The organism is Limnohabitans sp. JirII-31 (assembly GCF_002778315.1).
Lineage (GTDB): Bacteria > Pseudomonadota > Gammaproteobacteria > Burkholderiales > Burkholderiaceae_C > Limnohabitans.
This window is the reverse complement of record NZ_NESA01000001.1, coordinates 63,630-86,636: the sequence shown is the minus strand read 5'-3', so window position 1 is coordinate 86,636 and position 23,007 is coordinate 63,630. Positions and strand designations below refer to the sequence as shown.

Sequence of the window (23,007 nt, the reverse complement as noted above, 5' to 3'; positions counted from 1 at the left end):
TTGAAACACCGCAAAGAATTACAGCGAGTAGTACATGTCGTACTCAACAGGGTGCACAGCCTGACGGAAGCGTGTGACTTCAGTCATTTTGAGCTCAATGTATGCGTCGATCATGCTGTCGGTGAACACGCCACCTTTGGTCAAGAAGGCACGGTCTTTGTCCAAGTATTCCAACGCTTGGTCCAAGCTGTGGCACACGGTGGGCACCAATGCGTCCTCTTCGGGAGGCAAGTGGTACAGGTCTTTGGTGGCAGCTTCGCCTGGGTGGATCTTGTTTTCAATACCGTCCAAACCAGCCATCAACAAGGCCGAGAAGCACAGGTAGGGGTTGGCCATTGGATCTGGGAAACGTGCCTCAATGCGACGGCCTTTGTCAGACGCCACGTGTGGGATACGAATCGACGCAGAACGGTTGCGGCTGGAGTAAGCCAACTTCACAGGAGCTTCAAAACCAGGCACCAAGCGCTTGTAGCTGTTGGTCGAAGGGTTGGTGATAGCGTTCAACGCACGGGCGTGCTTGATGATGCCACCGATGTAGAACAAGGCGGTATCGCTCAAACCTGCGTAGCCATTACCTGCGAACAGGTTTTTGCCATCTTTCCAGATCGACTGGTGCACGTGCATGCCAGAACCGTTGTCGCCAACGATGGGCTTGGGCATGAAAGTGGCGGTCTTGCCATAGGCATTGGCCACGTTCCACACCACATACTTCAGCTTCTGAGTCCAGTCAGCGCGCTCGACCAAGGTGGAGAACTTGGTGCCGAGTTCGTTTTGACCAGCGCCAGCCACTTCGTGGTGGAACACTTCAACGGGGATGCCCATTTCTTCCAAGATCATGGACATTTCGGCGCGCATGTCTTGGGTGCTGTCAACGGGAGGCACAGGGAAGTAGCCGCCTTTGACGGTGGGACGGTGGCCTTTGTTGCCGCCTTCGATGACTTTGCCGGTGTTCCAAGGAGCTTCGTAGTCGTCGACCTTGAAGAAAGAACCCGACATTTCATTGCCCCAACGCACGTCGTCGAACAAGAAGAATTCGGGTTCGGGTCCAAAGTAGGCGGTGTCACCCAAGCCAGAAGCCTTCAAATAGGCTTCTGCGCGCTTGGCGATCGAACGTGGGTCACGGTCGTAAGACTTGCCGTCACCTGGCTCCAACACGTCACAAGACAACACCAGGGTGGATTCTTGGAAGAAAGGATCGATGAAAGCAGACATGGCATCGGGCATGAGCAACATGTCTGAGGCTTCAATGCCTTTCCAACCGGCGATCGAAGAGCCGTCAAATGCGTGGCCTTCGGTGAATTTGTCTTCATCGAAGTGAGAAATTGGCACGCTCACGTGCTGCTCTTTGCCACGGGTATCGGTGAAACGGAAGTCAACGAACTTCACTTCGTTGTCTTTCACCATCTTCATCACGTCTGCGACGGTCTTGGCCATCAGGTTCTCCTGCAAGGGTAGGTTGGTTTAGAAAAGTTTCGAGGTTTTAGGATGCAGGTTCTGTGCCAAGCCATTGGCACCAAAACCCGTCACCGGTTCGACCGTCTAGGGTGCGTATTTTGCCTTGACTTCATGCCTCATCCGCCTCAAAGCAGCATTTATGCATGAAAAAGCCCAAACAAACAAAAGAACCAATTTGGTGCAAATACACGAATTGCACCAAATTAGAGCAAGGTTAAGGTCGCACCAATTCAGGGCCAAGTTTGGCGCCAAAGGGCTTCAAACCTTCCAGCAATTGTGGGTAGGCCTGGTCCACTCGCGTTGGATCGCCTTTGACACCCAGCTCAATATGGCGGCCGTATTGGGGATGGTCCACGCTGGGCAAGCTGAACACTTTGACGCCGGGGTGGTCTTGCTCGATGGTTTCCATCAAAGGTGTGAGCGACGCCTCCATCGCGCCAAAAACGATCACCGACTTCTCAACCCAGGCATTGGTCTGAAAGAAGTGGGGGTAGTAGGTGTCAAGAACCCAAGCGATCATGGGCCAGGCCATCACCGGAAAGCCTGGCACAAAGTGCACAGCGCCGCCCTCAGACCCGAAACAGCTGAATCCCGGGATTTTGTTGTAGGGGTTCGGAATGATCTTTGCGCCTTGTGGAAACACGCCCATGTTCAAGCGGTGCTTGTTGTCATCACGGTCAGGCTCATACGGCACGCCTTGTTCTTTGGCGACATCTTGCATGCGTGCGCGAATCAACACCTCAGCCTCGGGATGCAGCACCAAGTCAACGCCCAACGCGCGGCCTGCGCATTGACGGGTGTGGTCATCGGGCGTGGCGCCAATGCCTCCGCATGAAAACACAATGCTGTGGCTCTCAAATGCACGCTTGAGGGTATGGGTGATGCGTTCAGGCGAGTCGCCCACGTAGTCGGCCCAATCAAGGGACAGGCCACGTTCGGCCAGCAGTTCAATGGTTTTGGGCATGTGCTTGTCAGCACGTTTGCCAGACAAGATCTCGTCACCGACGATGATCAGCCCAAACTCAGGGCGCGGGGGGTGGGTTGTGTTGCTCATCCTCAGATGCTAGCGCGGGCAAGGCAACCGAGACGCCGACCACCACAGAGTCCGACTCCGCACGCAGACTTTCCAAAGCAGCCAAGCTGTAGTGGGTGAACCACAACGCGGTGAATGCGAACACCACGGCATAAATCCAAATAGCCACCGGGACCAGCACCACAAAGGCGGCGGCAAACAAAGCGCCTGACGCCCAGACCACGCTCGGCAAAGCCCCCAGATACCCTGTGAGCACACCAATCAACAGCAACCAACCGCGATGGCGGCGACCAATCTCTAGTCGTTCTTCACGGCTTGCATGCACCGCCAAAGCATCGAACACCATCACGCGGTAACTCAGCCAACCCCAAATCAGAGGGGGAATAACAAACATCAGAGGCGGCAACAACCACAGGGGCAAGGTGATGACCATGGTCAACATGGCCGCCAGGGTGGAGCCCACGGTCCAGACCAAGCTGGTCATGGCAGAACCACCGTGTTTGAGCGCCAAGTGTTGAAAACGGCGTTGCACCACCAAGTCCACCAAGGCCGGCCCCATCATCAAGGACACCGCCAACAAGGTCATGACCACCAGCAAAGGGGTGACCGAAAAAATCACCACCAAAGGCACCATCACGCCCTGCAAGTTGGCGGCGCCGTGCGCTTGCATCCAGTCCAGCATGCTTTGCAACAGCTGCCAACTGTCCAACATGTCACGCACCCAATCTTGGGTGGGCAACCAATAAAAGTAACCCCAACTCAGGGCTACCAACAGCAGCATGACCAATGGCAACAAGGAGAGCAGCATGACGCGTGGCATCAGGCAATAAGCCCAAGCACGCCAAAAAGAATCAAAAAACAAACGCATCACAAAAGCATAACCCAGCCTCAACGGGCCGAGTTCGCCTTGGATTCCGGACGTAAAGCCGCCATGAAACGTTTCAAACCCAATTTTTGCTGGGCCAAAAAACCTTCACCGTAATCGCGACCCTGCTCCACTTGGTCGCGGATACCGGTCGCTTCAAAGCGCTGGGAAAAATCTGCTGTACCAAAGCAGATGTCCCACCAAGGCAGGAGCACGCCAAAGTTGTGTCCCCCCAGAACCTCACGCGATACGTCGGTGCGCGGCGCAGGGCTTTCATGACCAATGCCCACCCCGTGGTGCAAACGATGAAAACGCGGACTGACCCACAGCCGCTCCCCCCAATGACCAAAGCTGATCGCCAAATTGGCATGCTGAAAGTTTTCGCTCAATTGCGTGATGGCCACCACCGCCACAAACTGGCTGGGTGCAATGCCAATCAACTGCGCCACCACCACCCAAATCACGGCACCCATCACATCGTCTAGCAGGTGGTTGCGGTTGTCCGTCCATTGCGTCATATGGCGCTGAGAATGGTGTACTGCATGCAGCGCCCACCACCAATGCCATTGGTGTTGTGCACGATGCAGCCAGTAGCCCACAAAGTCAAAGACCACCAAATACATCAAGAAGCTGGCCCACGCCCCATCGGTCACACCCGGCCAAATATCTTCAAGATGAAAAGTCCCCATGCCTGCCGTGCGCAGATGCCCCATCAAGTCGTCCATGAAGGGGTCAATGGTGAAAAACAGCGCAATGCGAAACAAGCCCAAACGGTGAATCAGGGTGTAAATCACATCGGTACGCACCGCCTGCGGGTTGACCACCGGCTCAACGGGGCGCCAGCGCTGCAAAGGCTCAATCACCAACAGCATGACCGCCAGCTGTATCAGCCCCACCAACAACCAACCAGTGCCATTGAAAACATCTTCCAGTCGGCTGCCCAGCCCCAAAGCAAAGGCCAAAGGCTGCAACCAGTTTTCATACAAAGCGGCTTGCACGTTGGCAAACCCATCGATCAGTGTGTCCATGCGTTGTATTGTGGGTGGTCTCGCAGTGTGGCAAAACAAAACCCTTTGGCCTTGAGGCCTTCAACCAAGGGCTCCAACACAGCCGGTGCCCAAGCATCTTGGCGCGACCAGATGCCCAAATGGGCCATCAAGATGTCACCCGAGCGGATGTTCTTCAAGGCCCGCTTGAGCAACATGGCATTGGGGTATTTGTCACTGGGCAACTCGTCCCCCAAGAAGCCCGCATCGGCCCACCCCACATGGGCAAACCCACATTGTTTGGCTGCTGCCAGCAACGAGGGCGAGGTCTTGCCACCGGGCGCACGAAACAAGGGCAAAGGCTTTTGCCCCGTGAGTTGCTGCAAGCGGGTGTTGGCGCGTTGCAGTTCTTGGCAGTACTGGGCAGCGTCCCAGGACTCAACCAAGCCCTTTTTCGGACCCGCGCTGGCACGCATCAACCAGCGACCCTGCGGCTGGTCGGCACGCCAGTAGACATGGTCGTAAGTGTGCGAAGCAAAGGCATGACCTTCGGCGCCACGGGCACGCCACCAAGCAGCCCAGTGCTCGCCCAAGGTGCCGTCACCCTCTTGTGTGGGTTCATGAGCCGCAAAAAATGTGACCTTGACCTGCTGGCGGTTGAGCACCTCGGCCACCAAGGGCGCCACGCCCATGTGGCCGGTGTCAAAGGTCAGATACAACGGCTTGTTGCAGGGAACCGCCGCTTGTGCCACCCAACTGATCGCGGCCAAGCACCCGGCCAGGAGCACCGAAAAACGCATGCTCAAAACCGCTTCGCGTGGTCCAGCGTCCAAATGCCATGGGGAGACTTGCCCACCTTGACCTGGCGCACCAACTGGCCTGTGCTGAGATCGATCACGCTCATTTTTTTGATCCAGCGCGAGGACACTAGCAGCAACTTGCCGTCGGCCGACACCTCCATGCAATCAGGGCCCCCGGGTGCTTTGAACTGCGCCACCGACTCGAGGGTGGTGTAGTCGATCTTGTTGATGGTGTTGGCCACACGGTTGCCGACAAACACATGACGACCATCGCCCAAGGCTCGGAAAGCGTGAGCGCCCTCGCCCGTAGGAATGGTTTTGAACAACTTGGCTTGTGGGCCCGTGACGTCGTACACCTCGACCCGGTCTCCGCCTGTCAAACCAACCAACAAATATTTGTCATCGGGTGTGCCAAACACATCGGCTGGCAGCGAGCCGGTTTTGACGCGCCATTTCAAAGTTTGTGTGGCCAAGTCGACCGCCACCAATTCGTCACTGTCTTGCATCGAGGCATAGGCCGTGGTGCTTTTGGTATCGATCCAAATGTGGCTGGGTGTTTTGCCCGACGGAATGCGCTTGGCCAAGGTGAGGTCTTTGCCATCCCAACGGTAAATGTCGATGTGGTTGAGGCGGTTGGCCACCGTCACAAACCATTTCATATCGGGAGAAAAGCGCAACTGGTAAGGGTCGAGCGTGCCACGCACCACGCGCTGTACCTCCGCCGTGCGGGGGTCAAAAAATGTCAGGGAATCGCCGCCCGCATTGGCCACGATGACCGACTTTTCGTCAGGGGTGAGGTACAGGTGGTGCGGCTCTTTGCCCGTCGGGATACGTCGGGTTTCTTTCCACGTCACCGGGTCAATCACGCTGACATTGGCGTCTTGTGAGTTGAGCACAAAGATGGGGTTGGCAGCCTGAACAGCAGCGGCAGAACACAGCAGCACGCCAGCGAACGCCAGCGTCAATCGTTGAAACAAAAACACGGTGGATGCACCTTCAAAAAATCAGCCCCCAGTGTAACGAGCGGCTCTACGCCCAGCGTGTCGTCGGGCTTTAATATGCGGCCATGACCATGATCCAGCTCAAACAAACGCGCCTTGAAGTGGAAATGATCGGCCATGCCTCGACGGCCAATGCGCCAGCCAAAGCTCCCATCGTGTTTTTGCACGAAGGTCTGGGCTCGGTCGCCCTGTGGCGCAGCCGCGAGGGCTTTTGGCCCGAACAGGTGTGCCAAGCCACCGGACGCGCTGGCGTGGTGTATTCGCGCCAAGGCTACGGCCAATCGCAGAGCGTGCCCGATGTGCGTGGCCTCAACCGATTGCCGCCCGACTACATGCACCGCGAAGCCTGGGCGGTGTTGCCTGAGTTGTTGTGTGCGCTCCACATCGAACAGCCCGTGCTGCTGGGTCATTCGGACGGCGGCACGATTGCCCTGCTCCACGCCGCACGCCACCCCTTGAGTGCCTGTGTGGTCATGGCACCGCATGTGATGGTGGAAGAGGTGTCCTTGCGTGCCATCGAAGCCGCACGCGAGGCCTATGTGCATGGCCCTTTGCGGGAACGCTTGTCCAAGTTTCACCAAGATGTCGACACTGCGTTTTGGCAATGGAACGATGTGTGGCTATCCGACGGCTTTCGCAGCTTTGACATTCGCAGCGTGTGCCACGACATTCTTTGTCCTGTGCTGGCCATGCAAGGCGTAAACGATGTCTACGGCACGCTGCGCCAAATCGAAGACATTGCCCCCGAGCACGGACAGATCACACGCCACGCCTTGGCCGATTGCGGGCATTCGCCATACAAAGACCAGCCACAAGCGTCACTGCGTCACATTACAGAATTTTTAGCCGACAGGCCTTGAGCCCCATGCGCTGAGCGCACCATGACGCGTTTCACTTGCCCGTCAGCAGCGCCATCTCTTCATCGCTGATCCAGCGCCATTGCCCTGGCTTCAAATCTTCGGGTAAGGGCATGGCACCGATTTGTGAACGGTGCAAGCCCACCACCTTGTTGCCCACAGCCGCCAGCATGCGTTTGACTTGGTGGTATTTGCCCTCGGTCAGCGTCAAACGCAGGTGGTGCTCAGCCACCGCTTCGCAAGCGGCGGCACGCACAGGCTTGGGTGAGTCATCCAGCACCACGCCATCGAGCAGTCGCTGTACCTGCTTCGCATCGAGCGGGTCGTCGGTGGTCACCTCGTACACCTTGGGCACGTGGTGGCGTGGTGAGCTCATGCGGTGAATCAAGGGGCCATCGTCGGTCAGCACCAGCATGCCGGTGGTGTCTTGGTCGAGACGTCCCACAGCTTGCACGCCTTGCACCGCGCTTTTTTGCGGCCTCTGCCGCAGCGCCGGTGGCAACAGGGTGTACAGGCTAGGCCATGCCGAGGGCTTGTGTGAGCACTCATAGCCCGCAGGCTTGTGCAGCAGCACATAGGCTTTGGCGTGGTAGGGCCACAGCACGCCTTGCACCGAATACGCGAGGCCTTCATGCACGTCCACCTCTTGCAGTGGGTCATCACAGTCCACCAGGCCGTTGCCCAGATCGACTTGCACATAGCCTTGCTGAATCAAACCAGCACAAATACGGCGGGTGCCAAAGCCTTGGGAATACAAAATATCTTGCAGTTGCATGGGCGCCATCGTAAACGCTGCACCGATGGGCAAAATAGACAACTTGCACAGGCCCTCGTACCCACGACCTTGAAAGTCCCCCATGTCTCCCAGCTCTCATTACCTGTCATGCGGCCCGTTCAACCTGCACTACACCGCCTGGGGACCAGATGACGCGCCCGTGGTGATCGCCTGGCATGGCCTGGCGCGCACCGGGCGCGACTTTGACAGCCTGGCCCAACAGCTGGCACCGAACTACCGCGTCATTTGCCCGGACACCATTGGCCGTGGTTTGAGTCAGTGGAGCCATGACCCCAGCAACGATTACTGCCTGGCTCGCTACGCACGTTTGGCACTGGCCTTGATGGATGGTTTGCACATTGAACGCGCCCACTGGATTGGCACCTCCATGGGCGGTGCCATCGGCATGGTGTGTGCTGCTGGCTTGGATCTGCCGGAGTTCAAAGGGCGCATCCAAAGTTTGCTACTCAACGACATGGCCCCTGAGCTGGCCATGGCAGCCATCGAACGCATCAAGTCCTACGCAGGCACGCCACAGGCGTTTGACACGGTGCCTGAACTGGAAGCTTTTTTCCGCCAAGCGTATGCGCCCTTTGGCTTTCACACCGATGCGCAATGGCGGCATTTGACAGAAACATCCACCCGCCGTTTGCCCGATGGCCGCGTGACGCCCCATTACGACCCAGCCATCGTGCAACAGTTTTTCCGCCCCGTCCCTGAGTACGACATGTGGGCCCAGTACGACGCACTGAGCATGCCCGTGATGGTGCTGCGCGGTGCCAACTCCGACTTGGTGCTGCCCCCTACCCTAGAGGCCATGCGCAGTCGCGGACCGGGTGCCTCAGGACGCTTGCGAGTGCATGAGATTGCAGGCTGCGGTCACGCCCCTGCGCTGAATGTGCCTGAACAGTGGGCATTGGTGAGCGACTTTTTGCAGTCAGCGGCCTGACGCTGGACGTGCCAAAGGCACAAACGCAGCACGCGCCTCTTCACCCAAACCGTCGGTGAGCTGCTGCAACAACGCAATGAATTGTTCGCGCTGCTTGCTATTCAATGGGGCCATGAGCTTGTTGTAGGCCTCGTGCACCGGCAGCTCTGCTTTTTTCAAAAGACGAGCCCCTGCTGGGGTTAAACGTACGGCCATTTGGCGACGGCTGCTTTCAGACACCTCCCGCGCAATCAAGCCACGTTCTTGCAAACCGCGCAACACCCGCAGCACCGTGACTTTGTCAAACGCCAACGCACGCGCCAGACGGGTTTGGTCAATGCCTGGCTCTAGGCTCAACACGGTCAAAGCCCCGTACTGCGCTTGCGTCAGGCCCAACTCGGCACAACTGCCTTCAAAAATAGCTGCCGAAATTTGGTGCGCACGACGCAACATAAAACCAGGGCGTTCGTACATGTCGATCAAGGGCATAGATTCGGGTTTCTATCTAGGAGCTGGCAATTGAGAACAAGACACAATAATCGTTTGCATGCTAACGAAAACTCATTCTCACAGGTATCGGGGTAAACGATGAAAGTAGCGATCTTAGGTGGAGGCATTGTCGGCTTGGGCTTTGCACTGGGCTTGCACGCTCGCGGCATTGACTGCGAAGTGTTTGAAGCTGTGGCGGATATCAAAGAGATCGGCGTGGGCATCACCCTGCTGCCGCACACCAACAAAGAGCTCGCTGCCTTGGGCCTGCTGCCCCAGCTGGAAGAGGTAGGCATTGAAAACCTCGAGAGCGTGTTCTACAACCGCTTTGGGCAATACATCTACAAAGAACTGCGTGGCCGCCACGCAGGGTATGCCACCCCTGAGCTGGGCATTCACCGCGGCAAGTTGCACCGCATCATGTTCGATGCGGCCATGGCGCGCCTGGGCGCAGACCGCATCCACACCGGCTACCGCTGCATCCGTGTGGACCAGACCGAGCAACACGCCATCGCCACCTTCCAATTGGCCAACGGCGACACACGCCAAGTGCAAGCCGACATTGCCGTGGCGTGCGATGGCGTCAACTCGGCGGTGCGCAAACAACTTTTCCCCGAGGACAAGGTGTGCTTCGCTGGCATCAATACCTGGCGTGGTGTGACGGTGCATAAGCCCATCTTGACCGGTAAGAGCTACATCCGCATCGGCTCGATCGACACCGGCAAGATGGTGATCTACCCCATCGTCGACAACGTCGACGGTCAAGGCAACCAGCTCATCAACTGGACCTCAGAAATTCGCCTCGAAGGCGCACGCATGAACGACTGGAACAAGCCAGGCAACCCAGCCGATACGCTGGAATATTTCAAAGACTGGAAGTTCCCTTGGTTGGATGTGCCCAACCTGATCATGTCGTCCAAGCGCGTGTTCGAGTACCCCATGGTCGACAAAGACGCGCTGCCGCAATGGAGCTTTGGCCGTGTCACCCTGATGGGCGATGCTGCACACCCCATGTACCCACGCGGCTCCAATGGCTCAGCACAAGGGCTGATCGATGCCCGCACCTTGGCCGACCTGCTGGCTCAATGCACCGACCCCGTCGCCACCTTGAAGGCTTACCAAGACCTGCGCCTGCCAGCCACGGCCAAAGTGGTGGAGACCAACCGTTCGCAGCCGCCAGACTTCATCATCATGAAAGCCGATGAACTCAGTGGGGACAAACCCTTCAACAACATTGATGACTTGATCAGCCAAGACGAGCTGCGCAAAATCTCGGACCACTACAAAGAGATTGCAGGCTTTGCCCTGAAGTCTTGAAGCTTTTCACACCCAGGAGACTCGCATGGACCGTCGTCACTTCTTCCAGAACTCAGCCTTGGTCACCACCGGTGCCTTGGTCGGCTGTGCCACACCCGGCATCGCGCAACAGCAACCCAAAACACCGTTTGCCGTGCCTGCGGTGTACATCCCCATCGTCGGTTCAGACGAAATGTTCCCAGTGCGTCGCATCTACTGCATTGGCCGCAACTACGCCGCACATGCCCGTGAAATGGGCTCAGACCCGACGCGTGAACCCCCCTTCTTCTTTCAAAAACCCACCGATGCCATTCAATACGTAGCCAGCGGCACAGTGGGTCAGCACCCCTACCCGCCCCTGACCAAAAACTACCACTACGAAGCAGAGCTCGTGGCCGTGTTGGGCAAAGGTGGCCGCAACATTCCAGTGGCTAAGGCCTTAGACCTAGTGTATGGCTACACCCTGGGTCTGGACATGACGCGACGCGACTTGCAACGCTTCATGGGCGACCAGAAAAAGCCCTGGGAAATCGGCAAGAGCTTTGACAAATCAGCCCCCATTGGTGCGGTGCACAAAGTGGCACAGACCGGGCACTTCACCCAAGGCGAGATTTGGCTCAAAGTCAACGGTCAAACCAAACAAAAAGCCAACCTGAACCAAATGATTTGGTCGGTGGCAGAGCAAATCGCCCAACTGTCGGAAGCGTTTGAGCTGTTCCCGGGCGACATCATTTACTCAGGCACCCCCGAAAACGTCGGACCGGTGGTGCGTGGCGATGTGATTGAAATGCACATCGACGGCTTACCCAACCTCAGCGTCAACATTGTTTAAACCATGACACACAAAAATCTGCAAAAACCTGGCAAAGCCCCTTACCTGCGCATCGCGACTGAAGAAGCGTTTTGCCCTTCTGAGATGCTCGACATCTACCGCAACATCCTGAAGCAACCGCATGTCGACCCAGGCTTCCAAAGCCTGATGGGCTTTTACATGAGCAGCCCCAGCGAACGGGCCCAACACATCATGCGTTGCTTGGTGGACTTGGACCAAGTGCGTATCGGCCACATGGACGATGCCGGCATTGACATGCAAGTGATTGCGCTCACCTCCCCTGGCGTACAAGCCATGGACCGTGACTTGGCCGTGTCGTTTGCCAAAGTCGCCAACGACGAATTGGCCGAGGGCGTGCGTCGCCATCCTGACCGCTTTGTCGGCATGATTGCGGTAGCACCCCAAGACCCGGCCGAAGCTGCCAAAGAAATCCAGCGTGGCGTGAACGAACTGGGCATGAACTCGGTGGTGATCAACTCACACACCCACGGTGAATATCTGTCAGACCAAAAGTTCTGGGAAATCTTTGAAGCAGCCCAGGCACACGACACGCCGATTTACCTGCATCCCAACACGCCCCCAGCCAACATGATTGGCCCCTTTCTAGAAGCGGGTCTCGACGGCGCGGTGTATGGCTTTGGCGTCGAGACCGGCCTGCATGCGTTGCGTTTGATCACCTCCGGCGTGTTTGATCGTTTCCCCAAACTGCAAATCATCTTGGGCCACATGGGTGAAGCCCTACCGTTTTGGGCTTACCGACTCGACTACATGCACGCTGCCACGGTGCGCTCAAACCGTTACCCCATGGTTCAGCCGCTCAAACGCAAACCCAGCGACTACCTGCGTGAGAACTTCCACATCACCAACAGCGGCATGGCTTGGCCTAAGGCGATTGAGTTCACACAGAGCGTGCTGAGTGAAGACCGTGTGCTGTACGCCATGGACTACCCTTACCAATACGCCATTGACGAGGTGAACGCGCTGGATGGCATGGACATGAACCCCACCACCAAGAAGAAGTTCTTCCAAACCAACGCGCAAGCCTTGTTCAAAATTCCAACGCCCAAAGCAGGCGCTTGATCCGGAGGAGACTTCATGAAACGTTTTCTGCTTACGTGCGTGGCTTGCCTTTTTGCGGTTCAGGTCTGGGCTCAGGGTAGCAACACCACCGTCAAAATCATCGTGCCATTCACGCCCGGCACGGGCATGGACACCATTGCCCGCACCGTGCAACCACGTCTGGCTGAAAAACTGGGACTACCCGTGGTGGTGCAAAACATGCCGGGGGCCAGTGGCAACATTGGCGCCGAGTTTGTGGCCAAGTCAGCGGCAGATGGCAACACCATTCTCATGGGTGCCAACACCATGCTGATGGCCTCACAACTCTACAAGACCACCAGCTACAACCCTGTGAAAGACTTTGCACCCGTCTCCATGGGTGCCTACGGCACTTTGATGCTGGTGGCACACCCAAGCACAGGTATCAAAACGGTCAAAGACCTGGTGGCCATCTCGCGTGCCAAGCCGGGGTTCATCACCTTTGGTTCACCCGGCGTGGGCACACCCCACCACATGGCCATGGAGCTGTTCAAGCTGGAGACCAAGGCGTTCATGTTGCACGTGCCTTACCGTGGCACAGCGGGCTACACCCAAGACTTGCTGGCTGGCGAGTTGATGGTGGGCTTTTTGCCCATCCACGTGGCCCAAGGTTTTGTGAAGTCCGGCAAGCTCAACGCGCTGGCGGTGGGCAGCCCCAAACGTCACCCGGTGGCAGCAGACGTGCCCACCTTCTTGGAGCTGGGCTACAAAGAAATTGATGTGGACCTCTGGTACGCCTTCTTTGTGCCGGTCAAAACACCAGCTGCAACCGTCAACAAACTCAGCAGTGACTTCGCCAGCATCTTGCAACAGCAAGCGGTGAAAGACATCTTCAGCCGCGCTGGCTTGGATGCAAGCCACTCCACGCCTGAAGAGCTCGGCGCCATCGTGGCCAAAGACTACCCACGCTGGGGCCGCGTGATTCAACTCAAGGGCATCGTGGCCGAATAAGCTCTGCCCAAGCTGGGCACTGTGGCGACGAGACCTGAGGGTCAGTTCTCGTCGTCTACTTTCCACTCGGGCAACTGCCAGCCCCAATGCAAAGCGGCTAAACGCGTGAGGGTGGCCAAGCCTGCCCCGCAAGCCAAGCTCAAAGTCGCATCCACCGCGAGCGCCTGCAATCCCACGACCAACCAACCACCAGCAAAAGCACACACCGCATACGGATGGTGGTCGCTGAAGGCGGTAGGAATTTCATTGCACACGATGTCACGCAGCACGCCACCAAAGGTGGCAGTGATCACACCCATCAAAACGGCAATCAATGCTGGCATGTTCAGGCCCAAAGCAATCTGGGTGCCACTGGCCGCAAACAGGCCCAAACCCAGCGCGTCGGGCCACTGGATCGATTGCAAGGTCGGGCGAAAGTGCTTGGCCCGCATCAACCACATGGCGGCAATGCACAAACCCAGCACCAACCAGACGTACCACGAGTGCTCCATCCAAAACAGGGGTCGACGGTCCAACAACACATCGCGCAAAGTGCCACCACCAAACGCGGCCACGCTGGCCACCACGGTCACCCCGACGGCATCGAGCTTTTTGCGCGCGGCCTCCATCACACCCGACAGCGCAAAAGCCAAGGTGGCGGCCACCTCGATGCCGGTTTGCACATTGGAAAAAGTTTGTGTGATCAATCGGTCCATCACCCCATCTCCTTCTCGCGGGTGGCGTTAAGCCACCACCATCTCGCCGCCCAAAGCTTCGAACAAGTCCGGCAAGAGTTTGCACAACTCCCCTGTGGCGATCGCCACATCGGCGTCAAAGCCTTCGTCTTTTTCAGCCGAGGTGCCTTCAAACACCACATCCAAAAAAGCCACTTTCTTCAACTGCAAGGCCTCGGTCAACACAAAAGACACGCGGCTGTCCCACGTCAGGGCCAAGCGTGTGGGCAACTTGCCGCCTTCCACGTATTGCTTGACCTCTTGCGTATCAAGCGGATGGCGCACATAACGCACCACCGACTTGGACTCGTCAGCAGCCTTGAGTTCGCATTCACGGTCCACACTGAAGCCGGGCGGTGGCTCTTGCGAGATCAACCAGGCCGTCATGGCCGCTTGCGGGGACATGTGGGTGTTGAGCAAGGTCACACTCAATCCCGCCAAGGACGTGACCAGCAACGTGACCACCTCGTCGGCTTTGGCCTGACTGCCGGCATCGATCATCAGCAAGCGAGCAGCAGGGTCGATCCACACCACCACGGACGACTCTTTGGTGAATGCCAGAGGCATGAGCGACATGCGCACGTCGTCCTTGATCTCACGCAGTTCTTTCTTGCCCGGTTTACGCCCCGTGGTGGTTTCAATGTGCGCACTGCGCTCTTTGGCTTTGCGCGTGACCACCGAACCCGGCACGGATTTGGTTTCAATTTTGAGTTTCAAAATCAGCTGACCCGCCACCGACTCCACCAAAGGGCCATGCGCTTCACCACGTGGCTCCACCCAACCCACTGATTTCTCTTGGCTGGCACCGCAGGGCACAAAACGCTCGGCGTCCAGGCTGTCTTCGATTTGCGCCAAGGTGGGAGCCCAGCCCTCACCCACCCGATACACGATCACATTTTTGAACACGTCTTGCCTTTGTCTACGCAAAAAGAAAATCCCCAGTGCCGTGGCGGCACTGGGGACTGTATGTGGCGGAAGCGGTGAGATTCGAACTCACGGAGGGCTCACACCCTCGCCGGTTTTCAAGACCGGTGCATTCAACCGCTCTGCCACGCTTCCGAGTTGAATTTCAGCGCATATTGTAAATGCCCTTTGAGGGCATTTTTGATGGCGCGTTCAAGAGTCGTTGTCTGCCGGTAAAAACAAAGACTGCAAATCACTCAAAAAGTCAAAGCCCCGCTCGGTGGGCACCACGCGCTGAAAGTCGCGGGTCACCAAGCCTTTGGCCTCGGCCTCGGCCAGAGCGGCTTGAATCGCGGTCACGGGCAAGCCTGTGCGCTCGGTGAAATCGGCCAAGGAAAACCCGTGACGTAAGCGCAATGCATTGAGCATGAACTCAAACGGCAATTCGCTGCGTGCCACCTCGGTGCTCTGTGCCACGGCACGTTCAGCGCGTGTGGCATCCAAAGCGTGGTCCATGTACAAGCGCGGGTCGCGGTTGCGCACTTGGCGCAGCACACGGTGCGCAAAGCTGAGTTTGCTGTGAGCGCCTGCCCCCACGCCGAGATAGTCACCAAACTGCCAGTAATTCAGGTTGTGCCAGCAGCGGTGGTTGGGTTGGGCATAGGCCGACACTTCGTAGCGATGCAAGCCTGCAGCGGCGGTGCGCTCGGTGATGCGGTCGAGCATGGCGTAGGCCTCATCGTCCTCAGGCACTTGGGGCGGGAACTTAGCAAAGACCGTGTTGGGCTCAATGGTCAGGTGATAGACCGACAGATGCGGCGGCGACAGCGACAGCGCCGTGTCCAAATCTTCGTCCAACTGCGTCAAGGTTTGACCCGGCAAGGCATACATCAGGTCAAGGTTGAAGGTGTCAAAAGCGCTGGCGGCCTCTTCCAGCGCTGCAATCGCCTGGGCACGGTTATGGACCCGACCCAAGGCTTGCAAATGCGTGTCGTTGAAGCTTTGCACCCCCACCGACAAGCGGGTCACACCGGCGGCACGAAAGGCCCTGAAACGGTCTTTCTCAAAGGTGCCCGGGTTGGCCTCCAGCGTGATCTCGCAATCGGCTTCCAAACGCAAACGCGCCCGTAAGTCGCTGATCAAGCGCTCAATGGCCGCAGGCGAAAACAAACTGGGCGTGCCGCCACCAATGAAGATGCTGTGCACGCTGCGACCCCAAATCAGGGGCAAGGCACTCTCCAAGTCGGCACACAAGGCGTCCAAGTAACGCTGCTCGGGCAAGCTGTCTACCCCCCCCTTTGACCATTCGTGCGAGTTGAAGTCGCAGTAGGGGCACTTCTTCAAACACCAAGGCAAGTGCACGTACACAGACAACGGCGGCAGGCTGCTCAATGACAGCGTGCCAGGACGCATGAGGTGCTGAATGTCTGTGCTCATGCAGGTGAAAACCAACGTTCACGCATCAAGGCCAGCATCTGCTGCGCCGCTTGGCCGCGATGGCTGTTGGCATTTTTCACATCCACGGGCAGTTCGGCAAAGGTTTTGCCGAAGCGGGGGATATACATGATGGGGTCAAACCCAAAGCCGTTGCGGCCCATGGGCGCACGTGTGATTTCGCCCACAGCGCGGCCCACAGCGATCAAAGGTTCCGGGTCATCGGGGTGACGCACCGCCACCAAGGTGCTGACCAAGGCAGCACGGCGGTTGTCGACCTGCGCCATTTGCTCGAGCAAGGCGCGCACATTGTTGTCATCGCCCTTGTCGTAACCAAACCGGGTGGCGTAGTAGGCAGTTTGCACACCTGGCAAGCCGCCAAAGGCGTCAACACACAAGCCCGCATCGTCGGCCAGCGCGGGCAAGCCACTGACACGCGACGCATGGCGTGCTTTGGCCAGTGCGTTCTCCACAAAGGTGTGAAACGGCTCCTCCGCCTCCCCCACGCCCAGATCGGCTTGGCGCACCAGCTCAACACCCAAAGGAGCGAACATGGCTTGCAATTCGGCGAGCTTGCCTTGGTTGTTGGATGCCAAAACGATTTGCTTCATGATTGCCATGGTGCGATCAGGCGTGCAGAGCTTCTTGTTGCATAGCGATCAGCTCGCCAATGCCTTTTTCAGCCAAGGCCAGCAAGGCATTCATTTGCTCGCGGGTGAATGGCAGGCCTTCGGCCGTGCCCTGCACTTCCACGTAATGCCCGGCGCTGGTCATCACCACGTTCATGTCGGTGTCACAGCTGGAGTCTTCGGTGTATTCCAAATCAAGCAAGGGCAAATCGCCCAACATGCCGACAGAGATGGCCGCGACGCCCTGGGTGATCGGGCTTTCGGTGAGCTTGCCCGAGGCGATGAGGGTGTTGACCGCGTCTTGCGCCGCCACAAAAGCCCCGGTGATGCTGGCCGTGCGTGTGCCGCCGTCGGCTTGCAACACGTCGCAATCAAGGTGAATGGTGCGCTCACCGAGTTTTTTGAGATCAAACACCGCACGCATGGAGCGACCAATCAGGCGTTGAATTTCTTGGGTGCGGCCTGATTGTTTGCCCCGTGCAGCTTCGCGGTCACTGCGCGTGTGGGTGGCGCGCGGCAACATGCCATATTCAGCTGTCACCCAGCCCTCGCCGCTGCCTTTTTTGTGGCCAGGCACTTTTTCTTCGACCGATGCCGTGCACAGCACTTTGGTGTGACCAAACTCAATCAGCACCGAGCCCTCGGCGTGCATGGTGTAGTGGCGGGTGATGCGCACGGGGCGCAGTTGGTCGGCAGCGCGGGTGTGACGGGATGCAGGGAGCGTAGAAGTCATGGTCAAAAACAATCGTTGGGGGTCATCAATAACTGTCAATTGTCGGGCAATCCCGATATCCGGCTGAGGTACTGAGATAATCGTTCTTTGCTCTTACTCCTCACACCATGGCCATTTACAGCATGACGGGTTATGCCAGCGCGCAAGCCGAGCTGCACCCCGACACCGCCGACACCTCTGCCAGCCCTGCCCTGCGTTTGGGGCTTGAGATCCGTTCGGTCAACAGCCGATTTCTAGATCTGAGCTTCAAAGTGCCCGAGGAGCTGCGACCCCACGAGGCCGCTTTGCGTGAATTGGTGATGAAGCACCTCAAGCGCGGCAAGGTGGAGGTGCGCGCCAACATCGAGTCCAGCAGCGACAACACTTTGGGAGCCCCCACCCCACAGCTTTTGCAGCGCTTGTCCGCTTTACAAGACACGGTGCATTCTTGGTTGCCCAAAGCCAACCCCTTGTCGGTGGCCGATGTGCTGCGCTTGAGCACCTCACAAAACACCGCCCCTGCCGACATTGGCCCCACCCTGCTGAAGTTGGCCAAAACAACGCTCAAACAGCTCAGCGACGCACGCGAACGCGAGGGCGCACGCCTGAGCGAAACCCTGCGTGAACGCCTGAGTCAGCTGCGTGTGCTGGCGCAACAGGCCGCGCCCTTGGTCCCTCAATTGGTGGAACAACAACGGCTGCGATTTTTGGAACGCTGGCGCGAAGCTATGGCCCTGGCCGATGGGGCAACCCTGCCCGAGGCCGCACAAGACCGCGCGTTGACCGAAGCCACCGCCTTTGCCATTCGCATTGACGTGGCCGAAGAGTTGACACGTCTGGTATCTCATTTTGAAGAAATGGATGCCCTGCTGGACCAAGGTGGCAAATCAGAAGGCATCGGCAAACGGCTCGATTTCTTAATTCAAGAGTTGCACCGCGAGGCCAATACACTGGGCTCCAAATCGGCCACCATGGAGATGACCCGCATCTCGGTGGACATGAAGGTGCTGATTGAACAACTCCGCGAACAAGTACAGAACCTCGAATGATGGACAACTTTCCTGGCAACCTTTTTGTGGTCGCAGCACCCAGTGGCGCTGGCAAATCGAGCTTGGTCAAAGCCTTGATGGAGCTTGACGCGCAAGTGCGCCCCTCGGTCTCACACACCACGCGGGCACCGCGCGGACAAGAAAAACACGGCCGAGAGTACTTCTTTGTCTCTGCCCCTGAATTTGACCAAATGGTCGCCTCCAACTCTTTTCTAGAGTGGGCCCACGTGCACGGACAGCGCTACGGCACGTCACGCAAAGCCATTGAAGACCGCATTGCCCAAGGCGCGGATGTGGTGCTTGAAATTGACTTTCAAGGAGCCATTCAGATCAAGAAAATCTTTACCAATGCGGTGTTGATCTTCATCTTGCCGCCCAGCTGGGAAGAACTCAAATCGCGCTTGCACAACCGTGGCGAGGACGCCCCTGAAGTGATTGCCTTGCGCCTGCGTAATGCGGCCGAGGAAATGGCCAAGGTGCAAGAATTTGACTACGTTATAATCAATGAATTGTTTGAGCGCGCCTTGTTCGACCTGAAAGCGATCGTGCATGCACAGCGACTCAAATACCCGGCCCAACGCCGGGCACGGGCTGACATCTTTGAAGCCTTGAATCTCATTTGACCGATTTCTGGAGCATCCACATGGCACGCATCACCGTTGAAGACTGTCTTGAGCAGATTCCTAACCGCTTTCAATTGGTGCTGTGCGCCACTTACCGCGCTCGCATGCTCAGCCAAGGCCACACGGCCAAAGTTGAGAGCAAAAACAAACCAGGCGTGACCGCTTTGCGCGAAATTGCAGCAGGCCAGATTGGCTTGGAAATGCTGAAAAAAGTTCCAGGTTGATCAGCGTTTCATCTGCCCCCAAAAGCACCGCTCAGTCGGTGCTTTTTTCATTGCGGGTACAGTGTTGCCTATGAGCTCGGCCAACCCTTTCTCCCCTGTGGTGACAAGCCCTGCGGGCAACCACAAAGCAGCCGCCAATGCAGCGGCTGCAAGCTTTGCTGCGCTGACTGAAAAACTGGGCTATCTCAACGCCGAAGGTCTGGATCAAGTCCGCCGTGCTTACCGCTATGCCGACGAAGCCCACCTCGGCCAATTGCGCAACAGCGGCGAGCCCTACATCACCCACCCCATCGCGGTAGCGGCGCAATGCGCCGAGTGGAAGCTGGATGCGCAAGCCTTGTCCGCTGCGTTGTTGCATGACGCGATGGAAGACTGCGGCATCACCAAGACCGATTTGATCGAGCGCTTCGGCATCCAGGTGGCCGACTTGGTGGACGGATTGACCAAGCTTGAAAAGCTCGAATTCAATACACGCGAAGAGAACCAAGCGGAGTCGTTTCGCAAGATGTTGTTGGCGATGGCCCGCGATGTCCGCGTGATATTGGTCAAACTGGCCGACCGCAGCCACAACATGCGCACCATGGGCGATATGCCGCGCAGCAAGTGGGGTCGTATTTCAAGTGAAACACTGGAGATCTACGCCCCCATTGCCCACCGCTTAGGCTTGAACCAAACCTACCGCGAACTGCAAGAGCTGGCATTCAAACATCTGCTGCCATGGCGCCACAAAGTGCTCAGCAAAGCGGTGCAAAAAGCCCGCCATCGCCGCCGCGACCTGATGCAGCGTGTGCAGCAAGAAGTCGAAGCCGCGTTTGCCAAAGCGGGTTTGAAAGTGCGCATTTCTGGACGCGAGAAAACGCTCTACTCCATCTACAAAAAGATGAGCGAGAAGAATCTGAGTTTTGCTCAAGTCACCGACATTTATGGCTTTCGACTCATCCTGCCCGATGTGACCGACTGCTACACCGCGTTGGGCGTGTTGCACCAGTTGTACAAACCGGTTCCAGGTAAATTCAAAGACCACATCGCGATTGCCAAGCTCAATGGCTACCAATCACTGCACACCACCTTGGTGGGGCCTTCTGGTTTGAATGTGGAATTTCAAATGCGCACCGAGGGCATGCATTTGGTGGCAGAGTCTGGCGTGGCCGCACATTGGCTCTACAAGGCCAATGGTTCCGCACAAGACAGTAGCAGCAACTTGGGCAACAAGTGGTTGCAGTCCTTGCTCGACATCCAAGATGAGACGCGCGATGCCACCGAATTTTGGGACCACGTCAAGGTTGATCTGTTCCCCGATGCGGTGTATGTGTTCACGCCCAAGAGCCGCATCATGGCCATGCCGCGTGGTGCGACGGTGGTGGACTTTGCCTATGCGGTGCACAGCGACGTGGGCGATCGCACCATGGCCGCCAAGGTCAACGGTGCGCAAGTCCCGCTTCGTACAGAACTGCGCAACGGCGACGTGGTGGAAGTCATCACCTCTACCGTGGCTGCGCCTAACCCAGCCTGGTTAGGCTTTGTTCGCACAGGCAGAGCACGCTCGAAAATTCGCCATCACCTCAAAACCATGGCACAGGTGGAGTCACAGCAACTGGGGCAAAAATTGCTCGCGCAAGCGCTGCGTGCTGAAGGCATTGAGCAAATGCCTGCGGTGGATGCCTCACACCAAGTGATGTGGGACAAGTTACTGCGCTTTACGGGCAGCAAAACTCAAGATGAGTTGTTGGTCGATATCGGCCTGGGCAAACGCGTGGCCAGCATTGTGGCCAAGCGTTTGGCCACGCTGCTGTCCGAAGCCGGACAAAAACCTGACGCCCTGCTCATGAGCCGTGAGCGTTTCACCGCACATGAAAATGTGTCGCAAGGTGGCGTGGTGGTGGATGGCAGTGAGAATGCTTCGGTGCAATATGCACCCTGCTGTCGCCCCATTCCAGGCGATGCGATTTTGGGTTATTTGGGTCGTGGTGAAGGCCTGGTGGTGCACACCCACGAATGTGGCGTGGGGCAGCGGCTCAAACACAAAGACAGTGAGCGATTCATTGCCGTGGAATGGGCTGAAGAGCCCACGCGCAATTTTGAAGTCGCCATTGTGGTGACCGTCGGCAATGGCAAGGGTGTGTTGGCACGGGTGGCAGCTGCCATTGCCAATGCGGAGGCCGACATCACGCTGGTGAACATGGCCGATGAGGTGAGTGGCCAAGAAGCCACCGATTTGCGCTTTGTGATTTCGGTGCGCGACACCGAACACTTAGACACCGTGCTGCGCAGCTTGCGACGCTTGCCGTCTGTCATGCAGGCGCAACGGGTGGTGTCGGGCGTGGACCGCGAAGCCTGAAGCCGTCAACCCAGCGTTGAAGGTGCCGGATAACGCACCTCCACCACCTCAACTTCTTGCACGCCCACGGGCGTGACGAGTTTGACCACATCCCCTTCCCGCGCTTTCAGCAAGGCGCGGGCAATGGGTGAAATCCAACTCACCTGACCTTTGAGACTGTCCGCCTCATCAATGCCCAAAATGGTGACCGTGCGCTCTACATCAGCCTCATCGATGTACGTGACCGTGGCACCAAAAAATACTTGGTCGCTGCCTTGGTGCACGCTCGGATCCGTGACTTCGGCAATTTCAAGGCGCTTGGTCAGAAAGCGGATACGCCGGTCTATTTCACGCAGGCGTTTCTTGCCATAGTGGTAGTCCCCATTTTCAGATCGGTCGCCGTTGCTCGCCGCCCAATGCACGATCTCCACCATGCGCGGGCGTTCGTTGTCCATCAAGTCAAACAGCTCGGCACGCAGTACCGCGTAACCTTGAGGGGTGATGTAATTTTTGCCACCAGCAGGCAGGGGAGGTAAACCGACCTCTTCGTCATCGTCCGAGTCGGTTTCTCGGGTGAATGCTTTGCTCATGCAAACCTGGGCTCAATGCCAACCAATGACTTGGTAGCCTCGTTCAGCCAGGCATTGCTGGACAAAACGCCGATACAAACTGCTGCCCCCCACCGATTGACCAGCCGCCGTGGCAGCAGCCCCACCCGCGCCAATGGCAGCAGCACCCGCAGCGATGTTCCTGAGGTCTGGTGAGTGGCCTTGAAGCACCGAACCCACGACACCAGCGGTTGCCACCCCTGCGGCACCCGCAGCACCTGCGCGGGCCGCGTCTACTTTGTTGACAGACCCAACCTCAGAGCGTTGTGCCAAATCAGCACATGCTTGGCTGTCTGCCTCTGCTTGCGCAGGGCCTACACGCTGGTAGTAAGCGTTCGGATAGAAAGCAGGCTTGGCAATAGGTGTCGCACAGCCACCAAGCAATAACAACCCGAAGGTAAAACAACTAAAAGCAAGGTGGGTTTTCAT

25 protein-coding genes and 1 tRNA gene are annotated in these 23,007 nt (G+C 57.5%); 10 read left to right on the top strand and 16 right to left on the bottom strand.

The features are described 5' to 3' along the window. Positions 1-18 precede the first annotated feature (18 nt). The 6 genes from glnA to B9Z41_RS00395 all read right to left on the bottom strand — a co-directional run bounded on the left by glnA (position 19) and on the right by B9Z41_RS00395 (position 6,122). Positions 19-1,434, bottom strand: a complete 1,416-nt coding sequence (gene glnA / locus B9Z41_RS00420; protein WP_100143891.1) for a type I glutamate--ammonia ligase — start codon at positions 1,432-1,434, stop codon at positions 19-21. A 235-nt stretch (positions 1,435-1,669) separates the two neighbouring features. After that, positions 1,670-2,509, bottom strand: coding sequence for a molybdopterin-binding protein (locus B9Z41_RS00415; protein WP_100143889.1), 840 nt, complete (start codon positions 2,507-2,509; stop codon positions 1,670-1,672). Further along, positions 2,478-3,356, bottom strand: a complete 879-nt coding sequence (locus B9Z41_RS00410) for an EI24 domain-containing protein (RefSeq protein WP_100143887.1) — start codon at positions 3,354-3,356, stop codon at positions 2,478-2,480. The genes B9Z41_RS00415 and B9Z41_RS00410 overlap by 32 nt, the downstream gene beginning before the upstream one ends. Before the next feature lie 20 nt (positions 3,357-3,376). Next, the gene (locus B9Z41_RS00405) at positions 3,377-4,381 is read right to left on the bottom strand and encodes a sterol desaturase family protein (protein ID WP_100143885.1); all 1,005 of its coding nucleotides are present in this window, start codon (positions 4,379-4,381) and stop codon (positions 3,377-3,379) included. Next, entirely contained in the window at positions 4,369-5,139 is a 771-nt protein-coding gene (locus B9Z41_RS00400; protein WP_100143883.1) for a polysaccharide deacetylase family protein, read from the bottom strand. The genes B9Z41_RS00405 and B9Z41_RS00400 overlap by 13 nt, the downstream gene beginning before the upstream one ends. 2 nt (positions 5,140-5,141) lie before the next feature. After that, a complete protein-coding gene (locus B9Z41_RS00395) occupies positions 5,142-6,122 on the bottom strand; it encodes a YncE family protein (protein WP_369823258.1) in 981 nt (326 codons plus the stop codon). Positions 6,123-6,205: 83 nt separating this feature from the next. Between B9Z41_RS00395 and B9Z41_RS00390 the strand changes: the two genes are divergently transcribed. Further along, positions 6,206-7,000 carry an alpha/beta fold hydrolase gene (locus tag B9Z41_RS00390; protein WP_233202439.1) on the top strand — a complete coding sequence of 265 codons (795 nt, stop codon included), beginning with the start codon at positions 6,206-6,208 and terminating at the stop codon, positions 6,998-7,000. Positions 7,001-7,031: 31 nt separating this feature from the next. Here B9Z41_RS00390 and B9Z41_RS00385 read toward each other — a convergent pair whose 3' ends face one another. Continuing rightward, on the bottom strand, positions 7,032-7,772 hold the full coding sequence (locus tag B9Z41_RS00385) for a pseudouridine synthase (RefSeq protein WP_100145031.1): 741 nt from the start codon (positions 7,770-7,772) through the stop codon (positions 7,032-7,034). Between the two features lie 82 nt (positions 7,773-7,854). Between B9Z41_RS00385 and B9Z41_RS00380 the strand changes: the two genes are divergently transcribed. Beyond that, positions 7,855-8,721, top strand: a complete 867-nt coding sequence (locus B9Z41_RS00380; protein WP_100143881.1) for an alpha/beta fold hydrolase — start codon at positions 7,855-7,857, stop codon at positions 8,719-8,721. Here the strand turns inward: B9Z41_RS00380 and B9Z41_RS00375 are convergent. Continuing rightward, the gene (locus B9Z41_RS00375; RefSeq protein WP_100143879.1) at positions 8,710-9,189 is read right to left on the bottom strand and encodes a MarR family winged helix-turn-helix transcriptional regulator; all 480 of its coding nucleotides are present in this window, start codon (positions 9,187-9,189) and stop codon (positions 8,710-8,712) included. The two genes, B9Z41_RS00380 and B9Z41_RS00375, sit on opposite strands and share 12 nt — an antisense overlap. 99 nt (positions 9,190-9,288) lie before the next feature. Here B9Z41_RS00375 and B9Z41_RS00370 point away from each other — a divergent pair, with 99 nt between their 5' ends. The 4 genes from B9Z41_RS00370 to B9Z41_RS00355 are packed head-to-tail and all read left to right on the top strand — an operon-like array spanning position 9,289 to position 13,366. Further along, positions 9,289-10,506, top strand: a complete 1,218-nt coding sequence (locus tag B9Z41_RS00370; RefSeq protein WP_100143877.1) for a flavin-dependent oxidoreductase — start codon at positions 9,289-9,291, stop codon at positions 10,504-10,506. 25 nt (positions 10,507-10,531) lie between these two features. Further along, on the top strand, positions 10,532-11,317 hold the full coding sequence (locus B9Z41_RS00365; RefSeq protein ID WP_100143875.1) for a fumarylacetoacetate hydrolase family protein: 786 nt from the start codon (positions 10,532-10,534) through the stop codon (positions 11,315-11,317). 3 nt (positions 11,318-11,320) lie between these two features. Continuing rightward, positions 11,321-12,397 (top strand): amidohydrolase family protein, encoded by a 1,077-nt coding sequence (locus B9Z41_RS00360; protein WP_100143873.1) that lies wholly within the window; start codon positions 11,321-11,323, stop codon positions 12,395-12,397. A gap of 15 nt (positions 12,398-12,412) precedes the next feature. After that, positions 12,413-13,366, top strand: a complete 954-nt coding sequence (locus B9Z41_RS00355; protein WP_100143871.1) for a tripartite tricarboxylate transporter substrate binding protein — start codon at positions 12,413-12,415, stop codon at positions 13,364-13,366. 41 nt (positions 13,367-13,407) lie between these two features. On the opposite strand, the gene B9Z41_RS00350 is transcribed toward B9Z41_RS00355, so the two are convergent. The 6 genes from B9Z41_RS00350 to rph form a co-directional block, all read right to left on the bottom strand. After that, positions 13,408-14,061 carry a trimeric intracellular cation channel family protein gene (locus B9Z41_RS00350; protein WP_100143869.1) on the bottom strand — a complete coding sequence of 218 codons (654 nt, stop codon included), beginning with the start codon at positions 14,059-14,061 and terminating at the stop codon, positions 13,408-13,410. A 27-nt stretch (positions 14,062-14,088) separates the two neighbouring features. Further along, positions 14,089-14,985: a recombination-associated protein RdgC gene (locus B9Z41_RS00345; RefSeq protein WP_100143867.1), complete on the bottom strand. Its 897-nt coding sequence runs from the start codon at positions 14,983-14,985 to the stop codon at positions 14,089-14,091. A 63-nt stretch (positions 14,986-15,048) separates the two neighbouring features. Next, positions 15,049-15,138 (bottom strand) — tRNA-Ser (locus tag B9Z41_RS00340). A 57-nt stretch (positions 15,139-15,195) separates the two neighbouring features. Beyond that, on the bottom strand, positions 15,196-16,419 hold the full coding sequence (gene hemW, locus B9Z41_RS00335) for a radical SAM family heme chaperone HemW (RefSeq protein WP_100143865.1): 1,224 nt from the start codon (positions 16,417-16,419) through the stop codon (positions 15,196-15,198). Then, positions 16,416-17,027 carry an RdgB/HAM1 family non-canonical purine NTP pyrophosphatase gene (rdgB, locus tag B9Z41_RS00330; RefSeq protein ID WP_100145029.1) on the bottom strand — a complete coding sequence of 204 codons (612 nt, stop codon included), beginning with the start codon at positions 17,025-17,027 and terminating at the stop codon, positions 16,416-16,418. Before rdgB ends, hemW begins: the two co-directional genes overlap by 4 nt. Positions 17,028-17,043: 16 nt before the next feature. Further along, positions 17,044-17,778 carry a ribonuclease PH gene (gene rph, locus B9Z41_RS00325; protein ID WP_100145027.1) on the bottom strand — a complete coding sequence of 245 codons (735 nt, stop codon included), beginning with the start codon at positions 17,776-17,778 and terminating at the stop codon, positions 17,044-17,046. 107 nt (positions 17,779-17,885) lie between these two features. Between rph and B9Z41_RS00320 the strand changes: the two genes are divergently transcribed. The 4 genes from B9Z41_RS00320 to B9Z41_RS00305 all read left to right on the top strand — a co-directional run bounded on the left by B9Z41_RS00320 (position 17,886) and on the right by B9Z41_RS00305 (position 21,991). Then, a complete protein-coding gene (locus B9Z41_RS00320) occupies positions 17,886-18,806 on the top strand; it encodes a YicC/YloC family endoribonuclease (RefSeq protein WP_100143863.1) in 921 nt (306 codons plus the stop codon). Next, positions 18,806-19,429: a guanylate kinase gene (gmk, locus tag B9Z41_RS00315; protein WP_100143861.1), complete on the top strand. Its 624-nt coding sequence runs from the start codon at positions 18,806-18,808 to the stop codon at positions 19,427-19,429. Before B9Z41_RS00320 ends, gmk begins: the two co-directional genes overlap by 1 nt. A gap of 20 nt (positions 19,430-19,449) precedes the next feature. Beyond that, positions 19,450-19,653 (top strand): DNA-directed RNA polymerase subunit omega, encoded by a 204-nt coding sequence (rpoZ, locus tag B9Z41_RS00310; protein ID WP_100145025.1) that lies wholly within the window; start codon positions 19,450-19,452, stop codon positions 19,651-19,653. A gap of 70 nt (positions 19,654-19,723) precedes the next feature. After that, positions 19,724-21,991, top strand: coding sequence for a bifunctional (p)ppGpp synthetase/guanosine-3',5'-bis(diphosphate) 3'-pyrophosphohydrolase (locus B9Z41_RS00305; RefSeq protein ID WP_100143859.1), 2,268 nt, complete (start codon positions 19,724-19,726; stop codon positions 21,989-21,991). 5 nt (positions 21,992-21,996) lie between these two features. Here B9Z41_RS00305 and greB read toward each other — a convergent pair whose 3' ends face one another. After that, entirely contained in the window at positions 21,997-22,560 is a 564-nt protein-coding gene (gene greB / locus B9Z41_RS00300) for a transcription elongation factor GreB (protein ID WP_100143857.1), read from the bottom strand. A 12-nt stretch (positions 22,561-22,572) separates the two neighbouring features. Continuing rightward, positions 22,573-23,007 (bottom strand): glycine zipper family protein, encoded by a 435-nt coding sequence (locus tag B9Z41_RS00295; protein ID WP_143474121.1) that lies wholly within the window; start codon positions 23,005-23,007, stop codon positions 22,573-22,575.